The sequence below is a fragment of the Neobacillus sp. 114 genome (genome assembly GCF_030127045.1).
In the GTDB taxonomy this organism is placed as follows: domain Bacteria; phylum Bacillota; class Bacilli; order Bacillales; family Cytobacillaceae; genus Neobacillus; species Neobacillus rhizophilus.
In genome coordinates this window covers 5,435,955-5,461,595 of record NZ_CP126144.1, presented here as the reverse complement: position 1 = coordinate 5,461,595, position 25,641 = coordinate 5,435,955, and the positions used below count along the sequence as shown (strand labels likewise).

Here is a 25,641-nt window from a genome sequence, read left to right as displayed (position 1 = left end):
AAAAGCTTATTTGGCATGTTCTTTTTTGAGCTAATAAAAAAGTATAAGTGCAACTACGCCTCTGTCTTCGCCCTTAGGGGCTCGCCAATCGGCAAGTTTTCTTTAAAAAATTACTTTCAAAAAGGAATATTTATGTTAGTGTTGGTCATAAGGAGGTGAGGGAATGTCTTTCGCTTCGGAAACGAAAAAGGAATTAACGAACTTGGAAGTGAAATCCTGCTGCAGCCGCTCTGAGCTTTCAGCGCTGATCCGCATGAACGGTTCCCTTTCCTTTTCAAATCGAAAAATCATTGTCGATATTCAAACCGAAAATGCTGCGATTGCCAGAAGAATTTATACATTGATTAAAAAGAATTACCAGGTTCAGGTTGAGCTGCTTGTCCGCAAAAAAATGCGCTTGAAAAAGAACAATGTTTACATCGTGCGTTTGGCAGAGCAGGCCAGGGAAATTCTCGAGGATACGAAAATCCTTGGTGAGGGTTTTACCTTCATCCATGATATCTCCCCCGAACTGATAACAAAGAAGTGTTGTAAGCGTTCTTATCTGCGTGGTGCGTTTTTGGCCGGAGGTTCCGTGAATAACCCGGAAACATCCTCCTATCACTTGGAAATTGCTTCACTATATAAGGAGCATAATGATTCCTTATGTGAATTGATGAATACATTTGACTTGAATAGCAAAACGCTTGAGCGCAAAAAAGGCTATATTACGTACTTAAAAGAGGCTGAAAAGATAACCGAGTTTTTAAATATTATTGGCGCGCATAATGCCCTGCTCCGCTTTGAGGATGTCCGAATTGTCAGGGACATGCGTAATTCCGTTAACCGCCTGGTAAACTGTGAAACCGCCAATCTTAATAAAACAATCGGTGCCTCAATAAGGCAGGTAGAAAACATCCGGTTCATTGATCAAACGGTTGGCCTGCAGATTTTACCTGATAAATTGCGGGAAATAGCTGAACTTCGGTTGAATTATACAGACGTTACCTTAAAGGAACTGGGTGAAATGGTTTCCGGCGGGTCTATTAGCAAATCCGGCATCAATCATCGCCTGCGTAAAATTGATGAAATTGCCGAGAGGCTGAGGGCTGGAGAAATGCCATCTGTGAAGTAGATATAATTTTAGAATAGTTTGTTAAAGAATGAGCATTCATTTTATATTATAGTGGGATAATGAGGAGGAATTTGAAATGTTGGTTAAAGAAGTAGAAGTTAAATTAAGAACTGGTTTACAGGCGCGTCCTGCTGCCCTATTTGTACAGGAGGCGAACCGCTTTTCGGCAGATATTTTCCTAGAGAAAGACGGCAAGAAAGTAAATGCCAAAAGCATTATGGGCTTAATGAGCCTAGCTGTCGGTTCAGGCGTTGTCATCAATATTATTGCAGACGGCTCTGATGAAGAAACTGCCATTAAGGCATTATCAGAATTTATTCAGAAGGATCATTAAGAAAAAAAGCTGGCTCACATTCGAGACCAGCTTTTTTGTATTAAAAAAGCAATCGGCATGCCCGCCGATTGCCCGTTATAAGTATTATTTGTCTTTCTTATCAAGAATATTGCGTGTAATGATGTTGTCAATTAAGCCATATTCTTTTGCTCTTTCAGCAGTCATGAAGTTATCGCGGTCGGTATCTTGGCGAAGTACTTCAATTGGCTGGCCAGTGCGCTCGGCTAAAATGCCGTTTAATTTTTCGCGAAGGAATAGAATGCGCTTAGCGGCAATTTCAATTTCAGTTGCCTGGCCTTGAGCTCCTCCTAGCGGCTGGTGAATCATCACTTCAGCGTTTGGTAAAGCAAAGCGCTTGCCCTTTTCCCCAGCGGCAAGTAAGAATGCGCCCATTGATGCTGCCATACCGATACAAACAGTTGATACATTTGGTTTAATATACTGCATGGTATCATAAATGGCCATTCCAGCGGTGATGCTTCCGCCCGGGCTGTTGATATAAAGAGTAATGTCCTTTTCAGGATTTTCCGCTTCAAGGAACAACAATTGTGCTACAATGCTGTTAGCAACATTATCATCAATTCCGCTGCCAAGCATGATAATTCGGTCTTTTAATAATCGGGAATAGATATCGTATGCTCGTTCGCCGCGATTCGTTTGTTCAATGACTGTAGGAATCAAATTCATTTTTCTTCCTCCTTTGAATAAAAAATGTAAAAAGCTTATGTATAGTTATCATACACTGATGGTCAATAAAGGTCAAACAATTCATCTCGAAAAATGTTCGACAACTTTCCCTCATTCATGATAACCAATCTTCGGCATTTTTAAAACCGTATTGGACTCTTATAAATACTATAACTGTTAAACCACTTGCAAAAAAAGATAACTCGCTGTATAATATAAAAGTCGCTAATATTTTTGCCCTCGTGGTGCAACGGATAGCACGTAAGATTCCGGTTCTTAAAATGTGGGTTCGATTCCTGCCGAGGGCGTACTACAGACTTTGTTATTGTTGAGTTTTTCAGCAATGGCAAGGTCTTTTTTAATTTCCTTTTTCATTCGTGTATAACCTTTGATGGTAGAACTCATCAATGGCAAGTAAGAAAATCTCTCTTACTCAGATCGAAAATACTTGTGGTAGGATTAGGAACAGCAATAGTACATTTATTGATTCTTACCTATAAGTAGAAATAATTTCCTATGATATAGGATAACAACTATATCAAGCAAAATACAACAAAACCTTCCTTTGGTTTAAAAGAAGGTTATCTGGCATGCACCTTTTAAGTCTGTATTCTATAATTATTTGCTTTTCTTGCTCCGCCTTATTTTTTAGTTTGCCATTATTTTATATTTGACGGCGTTTTCCACAGCCGCAACCACCGTGTTTAATGATTTGAATCGATTTTTTTACGATTGGCTGGGAATTTGATGATTTTATAGTGTTTTGTTGGTTGGCTGTACTTTGCTCATTATTGCTTTGTTCATTCATTTTTTCCCCCCCCTTTTAGAAAATACAGCAAAAATGCTGTCTCTTCGTCCATTAAAAGCTACGGGCAAGTACTGCCAATAGTTATTGGTACTGGTACTGTGATTGTTACATTCAGTATATTACCTGTATCGCTTGGTACCCTTACAGTCACGGTATTAGTAATACGATTAATGGTAATAGTAAAACTAACACCAGTTACAAGTGGATTTCCATTAAAGGTTACATCTCCGGTACCCATAATGGTCACAGTTTCAGCTGTGCAAACAACACTTGAAATTGCACCAATAGTAAAACCTAAGGTTCCTAAACCACCCGACGCAATCAATGTTAATTCGAAAACAGAATCGCCTGCTACACAACTAGGACAAATGTTGATATTCAGTGTTGCTATAGCAGCCACGAAACCAGGTATAATAGGGATTGGAATAGGAGGATTAAGTGTGATTGAAGTTGCAGGTAGTAAAACACTACACCCACATGTACCTGGTGTTGGACCTCCGCCTCCAACAGCAGCGATCAAATCAAGAACATTTTCAAATTTGAACTCTAGTAACATTTCTTTCTTGATCACGTCACGAAGGGTTCTTTGAACACTAGCGTCGAGAGCAAGAAGATTGGTTAACGAAACTGTTGCAGGAGTGAATGCCCTTGCTGGGGTTAAGGTGCCAAGAACAAATTGAATTTTTTCCGCTTCTGTGTTTACAAGGTGAGCGAGAGCTAACTCCTCAAGGGCAATCGAAGCCAACAGTAATGGAACAGTTTGTGCAGTGCTAAGAGAAATGGTAGGTGTCATACTAGGGAAATTTGGTAAACTCATAAATTTTTCACCTCCTTGATAAGTAGTCCTAGAGTGGAACAAAAGCTGTTTTAACCTTCATTCCCTATTATTTATATTCAAGTAAAATTTAAGAGATTGTGTTTTTGTCTGTTTTTTCGTATAAACTAGCAAAAAAAAGGCTGCCGCCCATTCGTTTTAACAGTTTTTTGATATAACAAAATGAAGCTGGATTTTTGGAGAAAAATTCCCAAGCAGGGTCCTGCGCTTACTCAGGAAGAGGTGAACACTATGCATGACCTGAATATTTCCAATATTACACCTGTGATATATTATTTCAATATTACATTTTTGTACAGGCTTGACACGAGAACCTAGAAATATAAATGCCCATTTTATAGTTTATAGAATGAAATCGGCTGTTAACGGTCCGTCCCCAATTGGTAGAGGATAGCCTCCTGCAATTATAGACTCAGAAATTGGACATTCGCATTTCGTATTTCAGGGGTGTGCGAGCCGTATAACTTAATCGTTTTCCTTTTTCCGCTCAATAATGGTACGCCAAGAGATAGAATAACTAGCTGAAATAGCCAAGAAAAATGAACCGAATTGATAAGGATTTGCTCCGTCTCATTTTTGTCTCTGGATTATAACTGGCGGCGTTTTCCTCAGACGCAACCACCTTGTTTTATTAGCTCGTGGTTTCCTTGATCACTCATAGTGTTATTCCTCTCCTTTAACAAACGAAAACGAACAATTCCCATTCCAAATCGGAATGGGAATTGTTTGAACTCAATGTTTGACAAAATTAAGGGCAAGGAGTTTTGTTGATGGCTCCTGGTACAGTTAGGTATCATTTAATGTGAAGGGGTTCCCGAATTGATCATTTTAAACTAATGTGAACTGATCTTGAAGAGGGAAATCTTCCAATAGCAAACTGAAGTTACTAGAGAACGGTACACCACCTGCCACAAATCCTGTTCCAGTTCCCGTTACTTCCATTCTTCGGAAGTTACCTGATGTGCCTATACATGTGACCAAAGTGATTGTGTTAGATCTGAAAATTACGGTAGAAGGAAAATTTCCTGTCTCTATGCGTGTATGTGTGAATCCACTGCCTGTTGGGTCGCAGCTTGGGCAAATTGTGCCAGTTAGAATGTCAGTAAATGTATCGGTTCCGATAATTCTGGTATGAGTGAACAGGAAAATGAAGAGCCCATTTGGACAAAGAAATCCCGAGCAGGCAATGTTGCCTACTCGGGAGAGAGTTGAATAAGAAAAATTGTATCAGAAGATTTAATGATTTCAATGATTTCATTGCATTTAGCGTGTGTTGATACTGAAATCTGAAATTTAGATGTCCATTTTACCGTGCGAGACAGGTTGTGATGATAACGGTCTGCCCCAATTGGTAGATGATACCCTGCACCAATAATAGAATCGAAAAAAATGAAAAGACTAAAAAAGTCCCATAAAAATTAATATGAGAGAACAAAGGCTTGTAAGAATATTGAAAAAAGATGGGGTTGCCTCCGCAATCCCATCTTGAATTAAATTTTAATAAAGCTACTTAGAAAAGCAATTTACCTTAACAAAAAATAAAGAATGACTTCGAAAGTTTATGTTTCGGTAAATTAAAATAGCAAAGTAATAATCGGAATTGAAAGGCTTTTCATTCCCGGGATTCAATAAGACTATGGTTGAGGCTTCATGTCCATTAAATCAAGAACGTTTTCCAATTTAAATTGCAGCAGCATCTCCTTTTTGATCACATCCTGAAGGATTCTTTCAGCACTAGCATTGATGGCAAAAAGATTTGAAGCGGAAAGCTTTTTAGGAGAAAGTTTTGTTTTTGTAGGCTTTAATTTTCCGAGTGCAAATTGAAGTTTTTCAGCTTCAGCATTAATGACGTGGGCAAGGGCTAACTCCTCAAGGGCAATGGAAGCCAGCAGCAATGTAACGGTCTGATCAGTTTTAATTGATGTGACTGGACTAATATTCGGGATATTGGCTTGAGACATTGTTATCACCTCGTTTTTCTTTAGCGCTAATGTTAGTTTATTTTTACAGGCTAAAGTATGACACAACTATTTTTATGATATTTGCCATGCTGAGTTTATTCCATTAAAAATGCTCCCGATTGGATACAATTGTATGCCAATCGGGAGCAAAGTAAACAGGAATAAACCAGCTCAGTTTGAGCTTGTACTACCCCCAACCTCTTGATGATATTTCGATAAAGAGATGTTGGAAATTATACAAAAGGTCTTGGGGTAATAGCGATCAAATCGAGAATATTTTCGAACTTAAACTCAAGCAGCATCTCCTTCTTGATCACATCACGAAGTGTTCTTTGGACACTTGCGTCGATATCAAGCAGGTTAGTCAACGTAACAGTGTTAGGAGTGAATACACGGGTAGTTCCTGCTAATGTTCCGAGGACAAATTGTAGCTTCTCAGCTTCAGCATTAATGATGTGAGCCAGAGCCAATTCCTCAAGGGCAACAGAAGCCAAAAGCAATGGAATAGTCTGTGCAGTCGAAAGAGAAATTGTAGGAGTGATACTACTAATATTAGCTTGTGACATGAAATCACCTCCTTTCTTTTATATCTGATTACAGTGTATTTATTCCCCTCGATGAGCGTCACGGCAAATAATCTATTTTTTATTTGATTTTATTTTTTAGGAGAATTGAGATTGAGTGCCTTTGCGATTAGCGTTTCATCTTCGCAATCTTCCGTTAATGGACTAAATAGGTCTTGGTGCTTCGGCAACAGGCTACGAAGAGCTTCTACGGGAGAATGAAATGTTTTCGATTGGCTTGCCGCCATTGCATAACACCTTGCAGCCTCCTCAATCTGCCCCAGCTTTTCGAAGCAGCATCCTTTATAGTGTAATGCTTGAAAGGTACCCATCCCCTTTTGGGTAAGATACTCTATATTCGCTTCACCCATTTCAAGACATAGATCAAACGCCTCCAATGCTTCTTTGTGCATATCCTTCATATATAAGATTATGCCTTTATAAAAATGTAAATCTACATAATCCGGATAGAGTACGCACGCTTTTTCAATACTTGGCCATGCCCCGTCGATGCTTCCAGTACTAATCAATATGGAATACTTTAATCGATATAAAAGCGATGGGGGGGTTTGTAACCGCATTAGGAAATCTCTAATGGATTTATTGACATGATCAAATGCCTTACTATATTCCTCTTGCCCATAATACTCTGCGGCAATATGGTAATTAATCCAGGGGCTATGGTCTTCTTGTTTAAGTTCTTCCTCTAACATGGTAATATTACGTTCAAATTTCTTTTTATTTTTAGTTACCGAATCCAAATAACCATAATGGTGAATTTTTATGGGAACATGCTTGATGGTCATGCCATCCTCTGGTACCGTCAGAACCTCTTCTGCGTTTAGCATTTCATGGATTTTGCCTTGAAATTTAAATCCTTTATGATTCCGCAAAAGACGAGTATGGGCTATATCAAAGGTTTTTTCCGGTTCAGGGCGTTCGCCATAATAATTAATCAAATGAATCGATAAAATATCTTCATCGGAATAAAGAATATCACGCATTTTATAAACATCAGAAGCATCGACCTGTTCATCTGCATCCATCCATAAAATCCAATCCCCAGTTGCGCGTTCGAATCCGTAGTTGCGTGCGTCAGCAAAGCTATTGTTCCACGGGAATTCGTAAACCTCGGCTCCAAATGATTTACAGATTTCAACGGTTCGGTCTGAAGATCCGGTATCTACAATAATGATTTCGTCTACAACCCCCTTTGTGCTGTTAAGGCACTTTTCGATAAATGCCTCTTCATCTTTTACAATCATGCATAACGATAACCGCTTAAAGTCCATGTTTTTTCTTTCACTCCTTATAAAAACAGTAATCAAACACTTGATATATTATGATTTTAACTAGGTAAAAGTGCTTTTTTGGCAACAACCTCATCGTTATTCAATATAATGTGGAAGTGAAGAAAGAAACCCCCGTGATGAAACTTGAGGTGGATGCTGTTGAAGACTGGAAATCTAAAAATTTATTGAGTCGGTCCTCAATTTACCGGTCATAGTCTTGCAATCGAATCATTGGCTTAGGCTTAAATTCTGTTTCTTCACTGATTCTCGTCCCGTAACATCCAGGCAAAATTACAGCTTTCAAATTCTTATCCCTTAAGTGACAGCATCTTTTTTATGCTATGCAGCTACACAATCGCGGTTTACCATTTCCAAGCTTTGTTCAAGAACAGAAATAATAATTTGATTGGAACCTTTGCTTTCTTTAGCCAAATTGTTGTAATTTGAACGTAAAAAAGCCTTCCCATTGAGACCTAAAAAGGCAAACAGGAAGGCCGAGTGATTTCTGCGTGCTATTATTTTCGATTGTAATACTTTTATTGTGAAGATACCATTGAAATCTTGCTTTGATAGAAACAATGGGGCAACCCTAAAGTATCGGGCTGCCCCACCGTTTGTGTTATTAAAGAACTTCCAACATATCGTACATCTAGAGCCCACTAAAACTAATGATAACTACTCCATCTCCAGTTCCGCCGCCAGCTGTATTCACCTGGTTTGCACCTTTATTAAGCGAACCGCCGCCGCCACCGCCGCCGTTGGCCCCGCCACCGCCGCCGCCGTTGAAGCCGCCGCCGCCACCGCCGCCGCCGACATTTGCACCAGCGCTGGAACCGCCTCCAGCACCGCCTCCACTACCGCCACTACCTCCAAGTCTACCAGCGAGGGAACCGCCAGCCCCGCCAGCCCCGCCAGAAACAATAGACTTTCCTGCCTTGCCGCCAGCGTTCGGATTAGGACCTCCATCTGTGCCGTCTATCGTAAGACTGCCGCCTCCGCCTCCGCCTCCGCCAGTTGCTGTTCCGCCAGTAGCCGCGATGGCACCTGTAGGAGACAGACCGCCGAGACCAGCGCCTGCACCGGTGCCGTTAGCGCCGGTAAAATTAGTATTAGCGTCGCCTCCATTGGCACTATTGTCACCAGACCCGCCGCCGCCGCCGGCAGCGATCAGTAGGGAAGTAAAGCTAAGTGGTGTTCCGCTCCATACAAAGGAACCGCCACCACCGCCCTGTCCGGCATTTGGATTGTTTCCTACGCCGCCTTGTTGTCCCACTAGGATGGACAATGTTTGTCCAGGTGTGACCGGGAAGTCACCCTGCATAGAGGCGCCTCTGCCACCTGTTGCTGTAGTACCGCTGCCGCCTGCTGCTCCTATTGCTGTGATTCGAGCGGTTGTCGCGAATTCCGGAACAGTGATTGTAAAAATTCCTGGTGTGGTGAATGTGAAAGTCCCCAAGTTTGCCAAAAATCCAGCTAAATCTAATGTGTTTTCAAATTTGAATTCCAATAACATTTCCTTTTTGATCACGTCACGAAGAGTTCTTTGAACACTAGTATCAAGATCTAGAAGATTTGTAAGAGAAACGGTTGCGGGAGTAAAAGTAGTACGTGCAGGGGTTAATGTTCCGAGAACGAATTGAAGCTTCTCCGCTTCTGCATTCAGCAAATGAGCCAAAGCTAGTTCTTCGAGAGCGACTGAGCTAAGAAGCAATGGAACTGTTTGTCCCAAACTAAGCGAAATCGTGGGTGTGATATTAAAGATGTTTGGATTAGACATTTGATCACTCCATTTCATTTATTTTATATAAGTTCGATTTAGGACCTGCAGCTTAAACTAGTTTCTAGGACACTGAAATCAATCCTTACTGAATCAATGATGTTAAGAATCAATAAGGTTGCAAATTAAACTTATACACTTGCATAATACGAAAAAAATTCCTATTGGTACGGGCTTACTCACTTTATAAATTGATTCAGGTTGTCCATTTTTTAGGGGCTGGGAAAAAGACATAATAAAGCTATTAAGGATCAGGAACTCCAATCTAAGATTCTCTCTATAGATCCCTCTCCCCGAGCCGAAATTGATTCCATTTGTGATCAGGTTGTCAGAAAGTCACTTGAAGATGTTGATTTCTGGCGGTGGCAGCGGCGGCGGCTCAATTATCTCTGGCGGTACTGGTGGTGCTGGTGGTATCAGTTTTGGTAGTAACCTTTATTATTCTCGTATCATTCACTCATTTTCGGTTCCGGCCAAAGGTTGAGTTTCGTAACCTCTGATTTTGCCTATCAGATTGCATTTTTTAACAAAGAAATAACGAACGATTCTATCACCCCCAAATAGGGAATTTTAAAAATGAAAGGGATTTTACCTATGTATGGGGATATTGAGGAGGCTTATTACCCTACTTCACGTTTTGGCAGTGCAGGGGAAACTTATAATATGTGAACTGGTCAGGGTGTTAATATTCAAGATATATAGACATTTTATAAATTTTTCAAACAAAAAGATTGATTTACTAATTTACCCAAGGGAATAAAAGGGGCAGAATTCCCTTGATTAGCAGGAGAACCTGAAAAATTGTTTAAATTAACGGGATGCAAACCAAAACGGAAACTTGAGAATGCATTAAAGGAAATTTATGATTACTGGTTAGGTGTTTTGTGAAGGAAGAGCAGCCGGTAGTTTTCGATGTCTAGTAGCCATTGAAGCGTTACTATAAAGTCAAAAACCTAATCATTAAAAGCTCAGTCCATTTTGAACTGAGCTTTCTATATTTTATAACTTTATTCTCCTATTCAGTCTGGATTATTAGATTAAGGGACAAGCTGTAGAAAGCGTTAGAGACCATCCACCTTCGATACGTGAATGTGCTCCCCCAAATTCATCGAACGCATAAAGGCTCCATGTGCCATTCGGATCCAGACCGTTAAACGCGCTCAATGCTAATGCATATGGTGCAGGCGGTGCAGGGGCAGGAAAAGTATGATTATCAAACTGGTTGCTCGGCCTGAACGTACCGGAAGTCAAAGTTCCTCCCGCGGCTACTGGTAATGGGTTTGGAGAATCGTCGTCAAACGTCAAAGTTACCGGACCGACAGGACCATTATCTCCATTATGTGAAAATATAAGGACAGCTGTGCCGTCCGGAGCGACGACTAAGAACATATCATGTTGACGGTTTGCAACATTAGCAGGTGGTTGTGGGGCGCCGCCGTCGTCAACAAAGTTAGTAATTGTAACTGTTACTTTAGAAATGGTACCTTGTAAACCAGAGACCGTAATATTTGACGGATAAGGATTAGTTCCAGGTACCCCATCTATAGGGTTGATTGGCTGTGGGTTTGAGAAAGTAGCACCTGTTGTTGGAGTACATATTGTTGGTATAAGATCCAGTATGTTTTCAAATTTGAACTCTAGCAGCATTTCCTTTTTAATCATATCACGAATGGTTCTTTGAACACTTGTATCGAGATCAATAAGATTTGATAAAGAAACGACTGCAGGGGAAAATGTTGTTCTAGTAGGGGTTATTGTTCCGAGAACGAATTGAAGCTTCTCGGCTTCCGCATTCAGCAAATGAGCCAAAGCTAGTTCTTCGAGTGCGACTGAAGCAAGAAGCAATGGAACAGTTTGTCCCACACTAAGCGAAATTGTGGGTGTGATATTAAAGATGTTTGGATTCGACATTTACTCACTCCATTTCATTTATTTTATTAAGTTTGAAATAGAACCTGCACTTTCATTTTGGTATCCGGAAACAGATATGAATCCTTACAGAGTGGATGATACGAGAATAGTACAGGTTACTATTAAAACTTATACACTAGCAGGATACGAATAAAGTTCCGAATAGTACGGGCTTTTCAACAAAAAATTGTTTCTATTCGCCCATTTTTTTTAGGGGGTGAAAAAACCTTACTAAAATCCACTTGCTTACTTTTATTAAATACAGCTTATTTGTTAAACCTGAATTAATGGGATTTTATCTATTTCATAATGCTATATGCACTCATATGATGGTAATTCAAGCGAATGTAAAAATTGGATAATTATGATATAGATGTGCCTAAAATGAAACTTATATTGCTCTCAGGAGGTTCCGGGAAACGATTGTGGCCTCTTTCCAATGACTCCAGATCGTAGCAATTTTTAAAGGTGCTGTCACGATTTGATGATGAGCTTGAATCCATATTCTAAATATCTGGCGGCAATAAGATTTGAATCAATTAGTAAATCATGCTTATAGATTTACCTGTATTTGTATTAGGTGCTTCGAATCTTATGGTAGCAGCTAGTCCTTATGGTATTTTGGTTTCATAAAGATCCGCAAGCCATCAGGTCAAAGAAATTGTCAAAGATATCGAACAACGGCCTATGTTCGTGGAGCGCCGTTGGGGGCGGTATCCTGTCTTGGAATACAAGAAATCCACTGAGGGAATGGAAGTACCGACAAAGCGATTGTTCGTTTTTGCGGGGCATAACCTCAGCTATCAATATCATCATCACCGGAGTGAAGTATGAGTGGCTGTTGCAGGTGAGGGAAAATTCGTTCTGGAAGACAAATTGTCCATTGTAAAAAAGGGCGATGTGCTAACTATTCCATTAAGCGCAAAGTTGGAATCAAGGCAAGTGAGGATCTTGAAATCAGGAAGTTCAAATGGGGAGTAAACTGGATGAAGGAGATATTGTTCGGTTGTTTATGTCACGGGAAGAAATGAAAGAAATCTATTGGAAGTGAGTGAAAGTTCAGTTAAAACTTATGCATAAGGGCAATCCAGTTCTCAAGGATTGCCCTGAAAAATTTTTAAAGTAAGAAATCAATCGTATCTTCAAGCTCAAACAATAACAAAATTTCTTTCGCAATGATTGCGCGCAGCACTCGTTCGGCCTTCCTGTTTGCCTTTTTTAAATCTTTCCTTGATGCTTTTTTACATTTAACATCCTTCACTGTTTTTCGAAGTATTTTTACCTCTGTTTCTAATAAATTTGCCAGTGATTGTTCCATCAAGGCAATACCTGCCAGCTTCAATGTAACTACATCCCGCCTTTTGGGGATATGAAAATCTTTTGGAATTTCCGGTAAACCCATTTTGGACCTCCTCTTTTCGTTATGCTTTTTACTGACTAAACCTCCGCAAATTTCTGCACACTATACCCTATGTTTTCAATATCTTTTTGTGCAATAGAAAGAAAAAACAATTCGTTCTTTAGAAAATGAGCCCAAACTGGACCCATAAATAAAACAGACAGCATTTTTGCGGTCTGTTCATTTTACAATTAACATCTTTCTCTTTTCGTCCGCCAGTTTCTTAAATTCTAGAATAGAATCCCTTATAGCCTTTATATCTCTTAATACAATAAAAAAATCGTCCTTTTCCTCCGCCGCTTCTTCAAGCATACTGAGGGAATTTAAAAGGTGAGTGAAGGATGATTCAATATGGGAGAGAGATTCTTCAAACATTTGGCTAAACTTTTCACTAACATGCTCCTCCATGTATATTTCCCCCTTTCCCATGGAAGACAAGACAAAAGTGATTAATCTTTGGGGTCTTTATGATCTGTACATTTTCAATGCCTTTTTTTGCATTTATGACAAACAATTTTTTCCTTTTTGATGACCTCTAGTGTATTTTCCAATTTCTTTAGTAAAAGCCATTCCTTCATCACAATGGTTTCGAGCATTTGTCTTACCGAATGATTTATATCAAGGATGTCATCATTACATGGTTTAGTAGGAAAATTGCCCTTTTTGCCTACAAAGGCTTTGATTTTTTCGGCTTCAGCTTTAATAAGTTTGGCTAGAGCCTTTTCTTCCTTAGCAATGGATTCAATTAATTTAAACAGAACTTTATCTAATGATCGTTTTTTACGGCGTTTCTTCGAGGAGCGTTTTTTTCGATTTCTACTGCCACTACTGCCACAACTACCACTGCTACCACTGCTACCACAACTACCACTGCTACCACAACTACCACTGCTACCACAACTACCGCTGCTGCCGCTGCTGCCACTGCTGCCACTGCTGCCACGGCTGCCACTGCTGCCGCTGCTTCCGAAGCTGCCACTGCTTTCACTGCTTCCGAAGCTGCCGCTGCTTTCACTGCTTCCGAAGCTGTCGCTGCTTTCACTGCTTCCGAAGCTGTCGCTGCTTTCACTGCTTCCGAAGCTGTCGCTGCTTTCACTGCTTCCGAAGCTGTCGCTGCTTTCACTGCTTCCGAAGCTGCTGCTGCTCTCGCTGCTTCCGAAGCTGCTGCTGCTCTCGCTGCTTCCGAAGCTGCTGCTGCTCTCGCTGCTTCCGAAGCTGCTGCTGCTTTCGCTGCTTCCGAAGCTGTCGCTGCTTTCGCTGCTGTGGATACCTTTATGCGGATGTTTTTTACTGGTGCTACCTCTGCTGCTACCACTTCTGCCACTACTGCCGGGACCTTTATGCGGTCGCTTTGGGCCACCATCCTTGTCATGATGCTTCGGCATTGTTCCACACCTCTTTTTGATTTTTTTTCACACGGTATATATATGTGTTAATGCCCGGATTGGTGTTTAAAAACATAACGTGGCGAAAAAGAAATTCGAAAGATGCTAAAAGAAGAGCTATAGAAAACGAATTACAACCATTGGAGGGAATACCATATTGGTTAGAATTTACTCTTACTAAATTTGATGGGACCGAAATGGCAGTATAACAGGAACAGGTGTTTAAACTGACTAATTAAATCCAACCAACTAATTCCCATTCACGAATTCACCCCTTTCATGTAAAATAAAACAGAAGGGGGGAAACGTATGAATTTTAAGGCAGGTTTATGGCAGCAACAAACTCTGAAATTGACCATGACGCAGGAACTGTCCCAGGCGATTGCCTTATTGCAGTATTCAGCGCAAGAATTGACAGCATTTTTAGAAAATAAGGCACTTGAAAATCCCCTAGTACAAATTGAAAATGTCAATGAGCGACCGATGAATCCGCTGCTTGACCGGAACCGGCGCAAACATCAAAAGACGGAAAAAGACTGGATTGAGCAGATTGGCACAAAGCCATACTCGCTTGAGGAACAATTAATTTCACAGTTAAATATATCAAAGCTACCGGCGGGGGAGTTAAAGGCAATTCGCTATCTTATTCAGAATTTAGATGAAAACGGTTACTTTACCGGCGATTTACACGAGGTAGCTGCAACATTAAGAATACCGCTTGAACTGGCTGAAGACGGCCTGGCCGTTCTCCAGACGCTTGAACCGGCGGGAATTGGGGCGAGAAGCTTGCAGGAATGCCTGCATATCCAGGTAGATTATCTTTTGCCTGACAACGAGCTCGCCAAAAAAATTATTTCGGACTATTTTGTCCCGTTTGCCGAAAAGAAATGGAAGCAAATTGCGAAGGAGCTACAGGTCTCGTTAAAAGAGATCCAAGATGTTTTTGACGAGATCCAATTTTTGAACCCGAAACCGGGGGCGCTTCTAGGAAAAGAGGCAGCCTCTTACATCATTCCAGATGTGATTATCGAACAAACACAAGAAGGGCTAATCGTCCGAATGTTTGATGACCCCATACCGAAAATTAGTTTTAATAATAAATATTTTCATAAATTTAAGGACCAGGATCAGCAGGTCAGCAAATTTCTTCATGAGAAGGTACAGGATTATCAATGGATTTTAAAAAGCATTGAGCAGCGAAAGGAAACGCTGACAAGGGTAGTTACCAAGATTGTCGAAAAGCAGCCGGCTTTTTTCCAAAAGGGTCCGCAATATTTGGCGCCGATGACGATGAAGGAAATTGCCTCCGAGTTGGATGTTCATGAATCGACTGTCAGCCGGGCAGTTCGGGAAAAATATGTGCAAACTCCGATTGGGACGTTTCCGTTGAAATCGTTTTTCTCGAGTACTATCCAAACCGTATCTGAGGAAGAGTCCACCTCGTCGACACAGGTAAAGAATGCTATTAGCAAGCTGATTGAAAAAGAAAATAAAGAAAAGCCGCTTTCTGATCAGGATATCGCGGAGCAATTAAAGGTCTTGGAGGGCATCGTCGTCTCTAGAAGAACGATTGCCAAATACCGGGACCAACTTGGCATCCCGTCTTCTTCGAAGAGGAAGAGGTTTAACTAGCGGGGGCATTTGGGATAAGCTGCCCCCAGGATAAAAGGTAGAAAGGATACAAACAATGCCGCAAACAATCATTACCCTATATACAAGAAACGGCTGCCCTCTATGCGACAAAGCGAAAGCGGCCTTGCTCGAGCTGAAGGAGGAATATGATTTCTCCCTGGATGAAATCGATATTGAGCAGGATGATGAGCTTCATGAGCGCTATGGGCTGATGATCCCGGTTGTCCACATTGATGGGGAAGAAGCTGCTTACGGGTTCATTAACAAGTTTGAAATAAGTAATCGTTTGCAAGAAAAATCCTAAGTTTTATTGGTTGAATTAAATTTTCACTCCTGCTACAATAAAAAACGTAGTAAGGGTGATTTTTTTTTGGTGGTTGTGGGACATAATATGTCTATGGTGGACATTTTTTGACCAACTGCATATAATAAAGGAGTATGGAAAGCATGCAGTCATTCATCGATATGACAAAAAGATTATTGCCCGATTTCCTTCCAGTCCTGCAAAAACGTCATTCCATCCTAAGATACATAGGGATGATGCAGCCTGTAGGCAGGAGGAGTTTAGCCACAAGCCTTGGACTAACCGAAAGAATCCTTCGTAGTGAAGTAGAATTCCTCAAAGAGCAAAATCTTATTTATACAAACAATGTAGGAATGAGTTTAACTCTTGAAGGAAAAAATTTGCTTGAGGATTTAAACGGATTTATGCGTGAGTTGAAGGGTATCGACGTCATGGAGCTGGAACTAAAACATCAGCTTGGCATCAAGAAGGTCATCATTGTTCCAGGAGACAGCGACGAATCGCCCATGGTAAAAAGCGAGCTTGGCAAGGCGTCTGCAGCCTGCATGAAAAAGCTTTTTCAAGGGGAAAATATCATCGCTGTTACAGGCGGTTCAACGATGGCTGCCGTAGCGGAATGGCTGTCACCTGAAGCCTCAGGCAAGCAATTGCTGTTTGTACCGGCACGAGGCGGGGTTGGCGAGGATGTTCAAAATCAAGCCAACACGATTTGCTCCAATATGGCGCAAAACACCCATTCAAGACACCGCGTCTTTTATGTTCCCGATCAGGTCAGCACGGAAATTTATGACTCCTTGATTAAGGAACCCGGCATCCACGAAGTTTTGGAATTAATCCGCTCAGCCAACATGGTTCTCCATGGAATTGGGGATGCTATGACAATGGCCGAACGGCGCAAGACGAACCCTGATATATTGGAAAAGCTGGAAAATGGTAAAGCTGCCGGTGAGGCTTTCGGCTATTATTTTAGCGAAGCAGGCGAGATTGTCCACAAAGTGGTCACCATTGGGCTTCAGCTAGAGGATTTGGCAAAGATTCAAAACGTGATTGCAGTCGCTGGCGGAGCGTCAAAAGCGAAAGCAATCAGGGCTTATATGAAGCAGGCACCGCCATCCACGATATTAATTACGGATGAAGGGGCCGCAAACAATTTATTAAACCAGTAATAGTTAATGAAAAGGATTATTCCTTTTTAATAATAAAACCCTGCCCATTTAAAGGAGGAAATTAACATGACAGTAAAAGTTGGTATTAATGGTTTTGGACGTATCGGTCGTAACGTATTCCGTGCGGCATTAAACAATAGCGAAGTGGAAATCGTAGCAATCAATGACTTAACAGATGCAAATATGCTTGCTCACCTTTTAAAATATGACACTGTTCACGGAACACTTACAGAAGATGTAACTGTTGATGGTGAATACCTAGTAGTTGGCGGCCACAAAGTGAAGGTTCTTGCTGAGCGTGACCCTGCACAATTAGGCTGGGGCGACCTTGGTGTAGACGTAGTAGTAGAATCTACTGGTCGTTTCACAAAGCGCGAAGATGCAGCAAAACACCTTGAAGCAGGCGCTAAGAAAGTTATCATTTCTGCTCCAGCAACTAACGAAGATATCACAATTGTTATGGGTGTTAACGAAGACAAGTACGATGCAGCTAACCACCATGTACTTTCAAACGCATCTTGTACTACAAACTGCTTAGCTCCATTTGCTAAAGTATTAAATGATACTTTCGGAATCAAACGCGGTATGATGACAACTGTTCACTCATATACTAACGACCAACAAATCCTAGACTTACCACATAAGGACTACCGTCGTGCCCGTGCAGCAGCTGAAAACATGATCCCAACTTCAACTGGTGCTGCAAAAGCAGTTGCACTTGTTTTACCTGAACTTAAAGGTAAATTAAATGGTATGGCTATGCGCGTACCAACTCCTAACGTTTCTATCGTTGACTTAGTTGCTGAATTAGAAAAAGACGTAACTGTTGACGAAATTAACTCAGCTCTTAAAGAAGCTGCTGAAGGTCCATTAAAAGGTATTCTTGCATACAGCGATCTTCCATTAGTTTCTAGCGACTACAACGGTGCTACAGTTTCTTCTACTGTTGATGGTTTATCAACAATGGTTCTTGAAGGAAACATGGTAAAAGTATTATCTTGGTACGATAACGAAGTTGGTTACTCTAACCGCGTTGTTGACCTTGTTGATTACATCGCTAAAAAAGGACTTTAATTCTTTTTCAGAATCCCGTTGGATAGGAATGGAATTTTTACCGCAAACTATTTATAATGATTAATGGTATTCCAAGGGGAGTGGGTGATGGGAGCCCCTCTCCTTTTTTACTGTGTTTTACCAGGGATTTTTTCAATAGCCATACATAAGGAGGTCCTTTTTCGATGAACAAAAAGTCAGTAAAAGATGTTGATGTGAAGGGTAAACGCGTGTTTTGCCGGGTGGATTTCAACGTTCCAATGCAGGATGGAAAAATTACCGACGAAACGCGAATTCGTGCGGCACTGCCAACGATTCAATATTTAATGGAACAGGGTGCAAAAGTAATTCTGGCGAGCCATTTAGGCCGACCAAAGGGCAAAGTGGTTGAAGAAATGCGACTAACTCCAGTAGCGGTCCGCCTGTCTGAACTGCTTGGAAAAGAAGTGAAGAAAGCAGATGAAGGCTACGGCGATTCTGTTAAAGCATTAATCGACTCCATGACTGAAGGAGACGTTTTATTGCTTGAAAATGTTCGTTTCTACCCTGGTGAAGAAAAGAATGATGCAGAACTTGCGAAGTCATTAGCAGAGCTTGCTGATGTTTACGTAAATGATGCATTTGGTGCTGCGCACCGTGCCCATGCCTCCACAGAAGGAATCGCACACCATTTGCCAGCAGTATCAGGCTTCTTAATGCAAAAAGAGCTTGATGTTCTTGGCAAGGCATTGTCAAATCCGGAACGTCCATTCACAGCAATTATTGGCGGGGCAAAGGTAAAGGACAAAATTGGTGTTATTGAAAATTTATTAGAATTAGTCGATAACTTGATTATTGGCGGCGGCCTTGCTTATACGTTCGTTAAGGCACAGGGCCATGAAATCGGTAAATCGCTGCTTGAAGAAGACAAAATTGACTTAGCTAAATCCTTTATGGAAAAAGCAAAAGCGAAGGGCGTTAACTTCTATATGCCGGTTGATGCGATCGTTGCTGACGATTTTTCAGCCAATGCCAACACAAAAGTGGTTGCGATCGAAGAGATTCCTGCCGATTGGGAAGCATTAGATATCGGACCAAAAACAGCGGAAATTTACCGCGATGTCATTCAAAAATCCAAGCTTGTCATTTGGAACGGGCCAATGGGTGTGTTTGAAATCGATAAGTTCGCTGGCGGTACGAAGGCTGTTGCACAAGCTTTGGCAGATGCTGAAGGTGCGTATTCCGTTATTGGCGGCGGCGATTCTGCAGCGGCAGTTGAAAAATTCGGCCTTGCTGAAAAAATGAGCCACATCTCCACAGGCGGCGGCGCTTCACTGGAGTTTATGGAAGGAAAAGCACTTCCAGGTGTAGTGGCGTTGAACGATAAATAATTTTATCTGCAAATTTAAGAGGGATATCTACAAAGATTGAGCCGATATCTACAATTTTTAAAATATATCTACAAATTTTAGGCAGATATCTACAAATCTTGGACTGATATCTACATTTCAATTTTTTTACCAAAGAAAGGGATGTTCCAGCATGCGTAAACCAATTATTGCAGGTAACTGGAAGATGCACAAAACACTTTCCGAAGCGAAGAGCTTTGCTGAAGAAGTGAAAGGCCTAGTGCCTGCTGCTGATAAGATGGATTCTGTTATCTGTGCACCGGCGTTATTTTTACAAAGCCTTGTGGAAACGGTCAAAGGCAGCGAAGTGAAAATCGGTGCACAAAATATGCATTTCGAAGAAAAGGGTGCCTTTACAGGTGAAATCAGCCCTGTAGCACTTGCTGATTTAGGCGTTCAATACGTTATCATCGGCCATTCTGAGCGCCGTGAAATGTTCAATGAAACAGATGAATCAGTTAATAAAAAGGTTTTATCAGCATTTAAACACGGCCTAACACCGATTGTTTGCTGCGGTGAAACATTAGAGCAACGTGAAAATGGCGAGACTATGAACCTTGTTGGCTCTCAGATTGAAAAAGCTCTCACAGGCTTAACGGAGGATCAAGTAAAAGTAACGGTCATTGCTTACGAACCAATTTGGGCAATCGGAACAGGTAAATCTTCGACTGCTGCAGATGCAAACGAAGTGTGTGCACACATCCGCCAAGTTGTTGCTAAGCAATTTTCCGAAGATGTGGCAGCGGCTATCCGTATTCAGTACGGTGGCAGCGTGAAACCAGAAAACATTAAAGAATACATGGGACAGCCTGATATTGACGGTGCCCTTGTTGGCGGCGCAAGCCTTGAACCGCAATCATTTTTGCAATTACTAGAGGGTGGTAAATATGAGTAAAGCTCCTGTTGCCCTCATCATTCTTGACGGCTTCGGCTGCCGGGATGAGCATAAAGGTAATGCGGTCTACCATGCGAAAAAGCCAAATTTTGACCGCTATTGGGAAACATATCCGCATAACCATTTAACCGCGAGCGGTGAAGCAGTCGGCTTACCTGAGGGGCAGATGGGAAACTCAGAAGTTGGCCATTTAAATATCGGTGCTGGCCGGATTGTTTACCAAAGCTTAACTCGTGTGAACATTGCTATTCGTGAAGGGGAATTTGAAAAAAATGAAACCTTCCTTGGCGCAATGGAGCACGCGAAGAAAAATGGCACAGCTTTGCATCTGTTTGGCCTTCTGTCAGACGGCGGTGTGCACAGCCATATTAATCATATGTTTGCCCTTTTAAAATTGGCCAAGGAAGAAGGCGTGGAAAAAGTATATATTCACGCATTCCTTGACGGCCGCGACGTCGGTCCGCAAACAGCACCAACATATATTAAAGAGACTATGGAAAAAATGAAGGAGATTGGTATCGGTGAATTCGCCACCATTTCTGGACGCTATTATTCCATGGACCGTGACAAGCGTTGGGAGCGTGTTGAAAAATCATACCGGGCAATGGTGTATGGAGAAGGTCCTTCTTACAAGAGCCCACAAGAGGTTGTAGAGGACTCTTATTCTCACGGAATCTATGATGAATTCGTCCTGCCATCGGTCATCGTTAAGGAAGACGGTCAGCCTGTTGCAACTATCCAGGACAACGATGCCGTTATTTTCTATAACTTCCGTCCGGACCGGGCTATCCAGATTTCGAATACATTTACAAACGAAGACTTCCGTTCGTTTGACCGCGGACCGAAGCATCCGAAACATTTACACTTTGTTTGTTTAACGCATTTCAGCGAGTCGGTCGACGGCTACGTGGCCTTTAAGCCGACGAACTTGGACAACACGTTAGGTGAAGTACTGTCTCAAAATAATTTGAAACAGCTGCGCATTGCCGAAACAGAAAAATATCCGCATGTGACGTTCTTTATGAGCGGCGGACGCGAGGATAAGTTCCCTGGCGAGGAGCGGATTTTAATCAACTCACCAAAGGTACCGACTTATGATCTGCAGCCTGAAATGAGCGCCTACGAAGTGACCGATGCTTTGTTGAAGGAAATCGAAGCGGATAAGTTCGATGCGATTCTCTTAAACTTCGCCAACCCAGATATGGTTGGTCACTCCGGAAAGCTAGAGCCAACTGTTAAAGCGATCGAGGCAGTGGATGAGTGTTTAGGAAAAATTGTTGATGCAATTCTTGCAAAAGGCGGTACAGCGATTATTACTGCCGACCACGGAAATGCTGATGAAGTGGTGACCCTTGAGGGAAATCCAATGACAGCGCACACCACCAACCCAGTGCCGGTGATTGTCACAAAACAGGGTGTTGAGGTGCGTGACGGCGGTATCCTTGGAGACTTGGCGCCAACTATACTGGATCTTTTAAACGTGAAGCAGCCTACGGAAATGACTGGAAAGTCGTTGATTAAGTAGGAGTTCGCTTAAAAAATTTGATTCGCCTTTAGAACGTTGAAATTCGCCAATAGAATGCTGGCATTCGCCAATAGAACCGCGAAATTCGCCAATAGGACTTCCGAATTCGCCAATAAAACCTGAAAATACGCTAACAGGATGTAATTTTCATCTAAAATTAACAGAACTTAATTAATAAAATTAATTTTTCAAAGGAGAGAATTAAAAATGCCATATATTATTGATGTTTATGCTCGTGAAGTATTAGATTCCCGCGGTAATCCAACAGTAGAAGTTGAAGTTTTCACTGAATCAGGCGCATTCGGCCGTGCATTAGTACCAAGTGGTGCTTCAACTGGTGAATACGAAGCAGTTGAACTTCGTGACGGTGACAAAGGCCGCTACCTTGGCAAAGGTGTTCAAAAAGCAGTTGACAACGTGAACGACATTATCGCGCCAATGCTAGTAGAAGAAGGCTACAGCGTACTTGATCAGGTATCTGTTGATAAGGCTCTTATCGAGTTAGACGGAACTGAAAACAAAGGCAAATTAGGTGCAAACGCAATTCTTGGCGTATCTATGGCAGTGGCTCATGCTGCAGCAAACTACTTAGATGTTCCTTTATACCAATACCTTGGCGGATTCAACTCCAAGCAGCTTCCAGTTCCAATGATGAACATCGTAAACGGCGGCGAGCACGCTGATAACAACGTGGATATCCAAGAATTCATGATTATGCCTGTAGGTGCTCCAAACTTCAAAGAAGCACTTCGCATGGGCGCAGAAATCTTCCACACATTAAAATCAGTTCTTAAAGGTAAAGGCCTTAATACAGCTGTTGGTGACGAAGGCGGCTTTGCTCCAAATCTAGGATCAAACGAAGAAGCACTTCAAACCATTGTAGAAGCAATCGAAAAAGCTGGCTACAAGCCTGGAGAAGAAGTTATGCTTGCTATGGATGCTGCATCTTCTGAGTTCTACAACAAAGAAGACGGCAAATACCATTTATCTGGTGAAGGTGTTGTGAAAACATCTGCAGAAATGGTTGACTGGTATGAAGAGCTTGCTTCTAAGTACCCAATCATCTCCATCGAAGACGGTTTAGATGAAAACGACTGGGAAGGCCACAAGCTTTTAACTGAGCGTCTTGGCAAGAAAATTCAATTAGTGGGTGACGACCTATTCGTAACGAACACGAGGAAGCTTGCTGAAGGGATCGAAAAAGGAATCGGTAACTCTATCCTAATCAAAGTTAACCAAATTGGTACATTAACTGAAACTTTTGATGCTATCGAAATGGCTAAGCGCGCAGGCTACACTGCTGTTATCTCTCACCGTTCTGGTGAAACAGAAGATGCAACAATTGCGGACATCGCTGTTGCAACAAACGCTGGCCAAATCAAGACAGGTGCGCCATCCCGTACAGACCGTGTGGCGAAATACAACCAATTACTTCGTATAGAAGACCAATTAGGTGAAACTGCACAATATAACGGAATCAAGTCTTTCTACAACTTGAAGAAGTAATTATTAATAAAATTAGGACCTCCTGCTGTACTTGGCTGGAGGTCCTTTTATTATGTTTTCGGGGGTTACTGTTTGAACTATCGGATAAAACTTGTTTACTGTCGTAAGGAGTTTTTTCACTGTCGCAGCATCCATTTATGAAAAAATTGGAATAAAAAGCAGGGAATCAACTTGCCTTTGTATAATAATACTTAGATAACAACATTGTTTAAAACAGATAGACTGGGGAAGATGGGAATGAAAAAAATTCTGAAAAGGTTATCGAAGATACAGTGGGTGCTTATAATTGTTGCTGTTCTTGCTGCCGGATACTATCTTTTCAACGGAGCTTTGCCTTTTCAAAAAGTAGATGTCACCATGAAGGAGCAAAAAACAAAAAGTGGGGAAACCGTCATTCAAATTGAGGATGCTGACCTCAGCCAAATTGCAGTCGAGTTCCCAATGGATATGTCAGAAACCGCAATTCAGGATGCTATTCACAAAATGTCTCACCAAAAGGTGATCGCCAATAAAAAGTGGGGAGCAATCCCTTTAACAAAGGAACGGGTGGAAAGATTGCTGGAAATAGTCAATACCCACCCCGCCAAATATGAAAATGCTACCCTTTACATTGCCATATTAAATCGCTGGGATAAAGGGGAGTTTTCCCGGGTCGATAACGACCACAATGCTATTTGGAATCTTCAAGGAGGAACCATTGGGAAAGCGACTGGGGTATTATCATTAGATGAGGAAAAGGCGTATATTGAGAAAAACTTCCATATTAAGGTAAAGCAATAAACCTTTTCACACTGTCCTCCAATCCAAAACATGTCACATAAACGTGTATTGTTAAAAAGGCTTAATTATGGTAAATTTAATATACTGTGTATTGTACGTCTACAGGAGGTGGCCTTCATGCATGCATTATTAGTTACATTATTAGTGATCGTAAGTATCGCACTGATTGTTGTTGTCTTACTTCAGGCAGGTAAAAGCGCTGGTTTATCCGGTGCCATTTCCGGTGGTGCGGAACAGTTATTCGGTAAGCAAAAAGCACGTGGACTCGACTTGATCCTTCATCGAATCACAGTCGTCCTATCAGTCCTATTCTTCTTGCTCACCTTAGCCGTTACCTACTTCAAAATCTAATATAACTAAACAAAAACCCGGCCCCGCGCCGGGTTTTCTGCGTTTCTGCAGGAACGTGAGGGGGTGTGTCCATCTGGAGTGGACAATGTCCACGAGCGGTGCCTGACACCACTATTCAAGCATTTTGGTAGAATGTTCACTTCTTCTTTGATTAAACTAAGGAATAGCGATATTTTGTGTTAGTGAAGGAGTAGTAAGTATGAGAATTTCATTGCCTAAACCATTTACCTTTGAGGGAGGGAAGCGGGCGGTTTTGCTGCTGCACGGATTTACTGGGAATTCTTCGGACGTCCGGATGCTGGGCCGTTTTCTAGAAAAGAAGGGCTACACCTGCCATGCGCCGCATTATAAGGGCCACGGAGTCCCCCCGGAAGAACTGGTCCATACAGGTCCAGAGGATTGGTGGCAGGACGTATTGAATGGATACCAATATTTGAAAAATAAAGGCCACGAGGAAATTGCAGTAGCCGGTTTATCCCTTGGCGGCGTATTTTCCTTGAAATTGGGTTACACTGTACCTGTAAAGGGAATTGTCACCATGTGCGCCCCGATGCATATAAAAAGTGAACAGGTTATGTACGAAGGAGTTCTGGAATATGCTCGTGAATTTAAAAAGCGGGAAGGAAAAACAAACGAGCAAATCGAATTGGAAATGGATGAGTTTAAAAAGACACCGATGGGGACGTTAAAAGCTCTTCAGGCATTGATTGCCGATGTACGCGACAATGTCGATATCATTTATGCCCCAACATTTGTAGTTCAGGCCCGCCATGATAACATGATCAACACCGAGAGCGCCAATATTATTTTCGAAAATATTGAATCAGAAAAGAAGGATATCAAATGGTATGAAGAGTCCGGCCACGTCATTACGCTGGACAAAGAGAAGGAACAACTGCATGAAGATGTATACGCCTTTTTAGAAAAACTAGATTGGCTAGTATAACGATTATTTAAAAACCTTTTTAAAGGAGG

25 protein-coding genes, 1 tRNA gene and 1 pseudogene are annotated in these 25,641 nt (G+C 41.6%); 15 read left to right on the top strand and 12 right to left on the bottom strand.

What is annotated here, in order from left to right; all coding sequences use genetic code 11:
• Positions 1–163: 163 nt before the first annotated feature.
• Positions 164–1,114: a DNA-binding protein WhiA gene (gene whiA / locus QNN06_RS26930; protein ID WP_213117729.1), complete on the top strand. Its 951-nt coding sequence runs from the start codon at positions 164–166 to the stop codon at positions 1,112–1,114.
• A gap of 76 nt (positions 1,115–1,190) precedes the next feature.
• On the top strand, positions 1,191–1,448 hold the full coding sequence (locus QNN06_RS26925; protein ID WP_213117730.1) for an HPr family phosphocarrier protein: 258 nt from the start codon (positions 1,191–1,193) through the stop codon (positions 1,446–1,448).
• An 84-nt stretch (positions 1,449–1,532) separates the two neighbouring features.
• On the opposite strand, the gene clpP is transcribed toward QNN06_RS26925, so the two are convergent.
• Complete coding sequence (gene clpP, locus QNN06_RS26920; protein WP_213144221.1) at positions 1,533–2,135, bottom strand: ATP-dependent Clp endopeptidase proteolytic subunit ClpP; 603 nt, start codon at positions 2,133–2,135, stop codon at positions 1,533–1,535.
• Positions 2,136–2,371: 236 nt separating this feature from the next.
• Between clpP and QNN06_RS26915 the strand changes: the two genes are divergently transcribed.
• A tRNA-Arg gene (locus QNN06_RS26915) sits at positions 2,372–2,443 on the top strand.
• Between the two features lie 356 nt (positions 2,444–2,799).
• Here QNN06_RS26915 and QNN06_RS26910 read toward each other — a convergent pair.
• From QNN06_RS26910 to QNN06_RS31280, 7 genes are all read right to left on the bottom strand, one after another.
• The gene (locus QNN06_RS26910) at positions 2,800–2,943 is read right to left on the bottom strand and encodes a hypothetical protein (RefSeq protein WP_284036299.1); all 144 of its coding nucleotides are present in this window, start codon (positions 2,941–2,943) and stop codon (positions 2,800–2,802) included.
• 58 nt (positions 2,944–3,001) lie between these two features.
• A complete protein-coding gene (locus tag QNN06_RS31285) occupies positions 3,002–3,760 on the bottom strand; it encodes an alpha-helical endospore appendage domain-containing protein (protein ID WP_307852049.1) in 759 nt (252 codons plus the stop codon).
• Positions 3,761–5,412: 1,652 nt separating this feature from the next.
• Positions 5,413–5,739: an alpha-helical endospore appendage domain-containing protein gene (locus tag QNN06_RS26900; RefSeq protein WP_213117745.1), complete on the bottom strand. Its 327-nt coding sequence runs from the start codon at positions 5,737–5,739 to the stop codon at positions 5,413–5,415.
• Positions 5,740–5,972: 233 nt separating this feature from the next.
• Entirely contained in the window at positions 5,973–6,305 is a 333-nt protein-coding gene (locus QNN06_RS26895; RefSeq protein WP_213117746.1) for an alpha-helical endospore appendage domain-containing protein, read from the bottom strand.
• Positions 6,306–6,394: 89 nt separating this feature from the next.
• Positions 6,395–7,594: a glycosyltransferase gene (locus QNN06_RS26890; protein WP_213117747.1), complete on the bottom strand. Its 1,200-nt coding sequence runs from the start codon at positions 7,592–7,594 to the stop codon at positions 6,395–6,397.
• Positions 7,595–8,243: 649 nt separating this feature from the next.
• Positions 8,244–9,371, bottom strand: a complete 1,128-nt coding sequence (locus QNN06_RS26880; protein ID WP_213117748.1) for an alpha-helical endospore appendage domain-containing protein — start codon at positions 9,369–9,371, stop codon at positions 8,244–8,246.
• 1,032 nt (positions 9,372–10,403) lie between these two features.
• On the bottom strand, positions 10,404–11,282 hold the full coding sequence (locus QNN06_RS31280; RefSeq protein ID WP_349654923.1) for an alpha-helical endospore appendage domain-containing protein: 879 nt from the start codon (positions 11,280–11,282) through the stop codon (positions 10,404–10,406).
• 384 nt (positions 11,283–11,666) lie between these two features.
• Here QNN06_RS31280 and QNN06_RS31485 point away from each other — a divergent pair.
• Positions 11,667–11,735: pseudogene (locus tag QNN06_RS31485) on the top strand (sugar phosphate nucleotidyltransferase); the annotation flags it as partial.
• A 664-nt stretch (positions 11,736–12,399) separates the two neighbouring features.
• Here QNN06_RS31485 and QNN06_RS26865 read toward each other — a convergent pair.
• From QNN06_RS26865 to QNN06_RS26855, 4 genes are all read right to left on the bottom strand, one after another.
• Positions 12,400–12,684 carry an alpha-helical endospore appendage domain-containing protein gene (locus QNN06_RS26865; RefSeq protein ID WP_213117750.1) on the bottom strand — a complete coding sequence of 95 codons (285 nt, stop codon included), beginning with the start codon at positions 12,682–12,684 and terminating at the stop codon, positions 12,400–12,402.
• A gap of 177 nt (positions 12,685–12,861) precedes the next feature.
• On the bottom strand, positions 12,862–13,089 hold the full coding sequence (locus QNN06_RS26860; protein ID WP_213117751.1) for a hypothetical protein: 228 nt from the start codon (positions 13,087–13,089) through the stop codon (positions 12,862–12,864).
• Positions 13,090–13,163: 74 nt separating this feature from the next.
• Positions 13,164–13,418 carry an alpha-helical endospore appendage domain-containing protein gene (locus QNN06_RS31480; protein ID WP_481819273.1) on the bottom strand — a complete coding sequence of 85 codons (255 nt, stop codon included), beginning with the start codon at positions 13,416–13,418 and terminating at the stop codon, positions 13,164–13,166.
• Positions 13,419–13,447: 29 nt separating this feature from the next.
• The gene (locus QNN06_RS26855; protein ID WP_284036298.1) at positions 13,448–14,074 is read right to left on the bottom strand and encodes a hypothetical protein; all 627 of its coding nucleotides are present in this window, start codon (positions 14,072–14,074) and stop codon (positions 13,448–13,450) included.
• 301 nt (positions 14,075–14,375) lie between these two features.
• On the opposite strand from QNN06_RS26855, the gene rpoN reads away from it, so the two are divergent.
• The 11 genes from rpoN to QNN06_RS26800 all read left to right on the top strand — a co-directional run bounded on the left by rpoN (position 14,376) and on the right by QNN06_RS26800 (position 25,612).
• Positions 14,376–15,698 carry an RNA polymerase factor sigma-54 gene (gene rpoN, locus QNN06_RS26850; protein WP_213117753.1) on the top strand — a complete coding sequence of 441 codons (1,323 nt, stop codon included), beginning with the start codon at positions 14,376–14,378 and terminating at the stop codon, positions 15,696–15,698.
• 55 nt (positions 15,699–15,753) lie between these two features.
• On the top strand, positions 15,754–16,002 hold the full coding sequence (locus QNN06_RS26845; RefSeq protein ID WP_213117754.1) for a glutaredoxin family protein: 249 nt from the start codon (positions 15,754–15,756) through the stop codon (positions 16,000–16,002).
• Between the two features lie 143 nt (positions 16,003–16,145).
• Positions 16,146–17,168, top strand: coding sequence for a sugar-binding transcriptional regulator (locus QNN06_RS26840; RefSeq protein WP_284036297.1), 1,023 nt, complete (start codon positions 16,146–16,148; stop codon positions 17,166–17,168).
• Between the two features lie 66 nt (positions 17,169–17,234).
• The gene (gene gap / locus QNN06_RS26835; RefSeq protein WP_213117756.1) at positions 17,235–18,242 is read left to right on the top strand and encodes a type I glyceraldehyde-3-phosphate dehydrogenase; all 1,008 of its coding nucleotides are present in this window, start codon (positions 17,235–17,237) and stop codon (positions 18,240–18,242) included.
• Between the two features lie 164 nt (positions 18,243–18,406).
• Positions 18,407–19,591, top strand: coding sequence for a phosphoglycerate kinase (locus QNN06_RS26830; protein WP_213117757.1), 1,185 nt, complete (start codon positions 18,407–18,409; stop codon positions 19,589–19,591).
• A 151-nt stretch (positions 19,592–19,742) separates the two neighbouring features.
• On the top strand, positions 19,743–20,504 hold the full coding sequence (gene tpiA / locus QNN06_RS26825; protein ID WP_217032178.1) for a triose-phosphate isomerase: 762 nt from the start codon (positions 19,743–19,745) through the stop codon (positions 20,502–20,504).
• A complete protein-coding gene (gene gpmI / locus QNN06_RS26820) occupies positions 20,497–22,029 on the top strand; it encodes a 2,3-bisphosphoglycerate-independent phosphoglycerate mutase (RefSeq protein ID WP_213117759.1) in 1,533 nt (510 codons plus the stop codon). The genes tpiA and gpmI overlap by 8 nt, the downstream gene beginning before the upstream one ends.
• Positions 22,030–22,236: 207 nt before the next feature.
• Positions 22,237–23,535: a phosphopyruvate hydratase gene (gene eno / locus QNN06_RS26815; RefSeq protein WP_213117760.1), complete on the top strand. Its 1,299-nt coding sequence runs from the start codon at positions 22,237–22,239 to the stop codon at positions 23,533–23,535.
• Between the two features lie 237 nt (positions 23,536–23,772).
• On the top strand, positions 23,773–24,315 hold the full coding sequence (locus QNN06_RS26810) for a DUF6241 domain-containing protein (RefSeq protein ID WP_213117761.1): 543 nt from the start codon (positions 23,773–23,775) through the stop codon (positions 24,313–24,315).
• A gap of 117 nt (positions 24,316–24,432) precedes the next feature.
• Positions 24,433–24,666 carry a preprotein translocase subunit SecG gene (secG, locus tag QNN06_RS26805; RefSeq protein WP_213117762.1) on the top strand — a complete coding sequence of 78 codons (234 nt, stop codon included), beginning with the start codon at positions 24,433–24,435 and terminating at the stop codon, positions 24,664–24,666.
• 199 nt (positions 24,667–24,865) lie between these two features.
• Positions 24,866–25,612 (top strand): alpha/beta hydrolase, encoded by a 747-nt coding sequence (locus tag QNN06_RS26800; RefSeq protein WP_284036296.1) that lies wholly within the window; start codon positions 24,866–24,868, stop codon positions 25,610–25,612.
• The last annotated feature ends 29 nt before the right edge of the window (positions 25,613–25,641 follow it).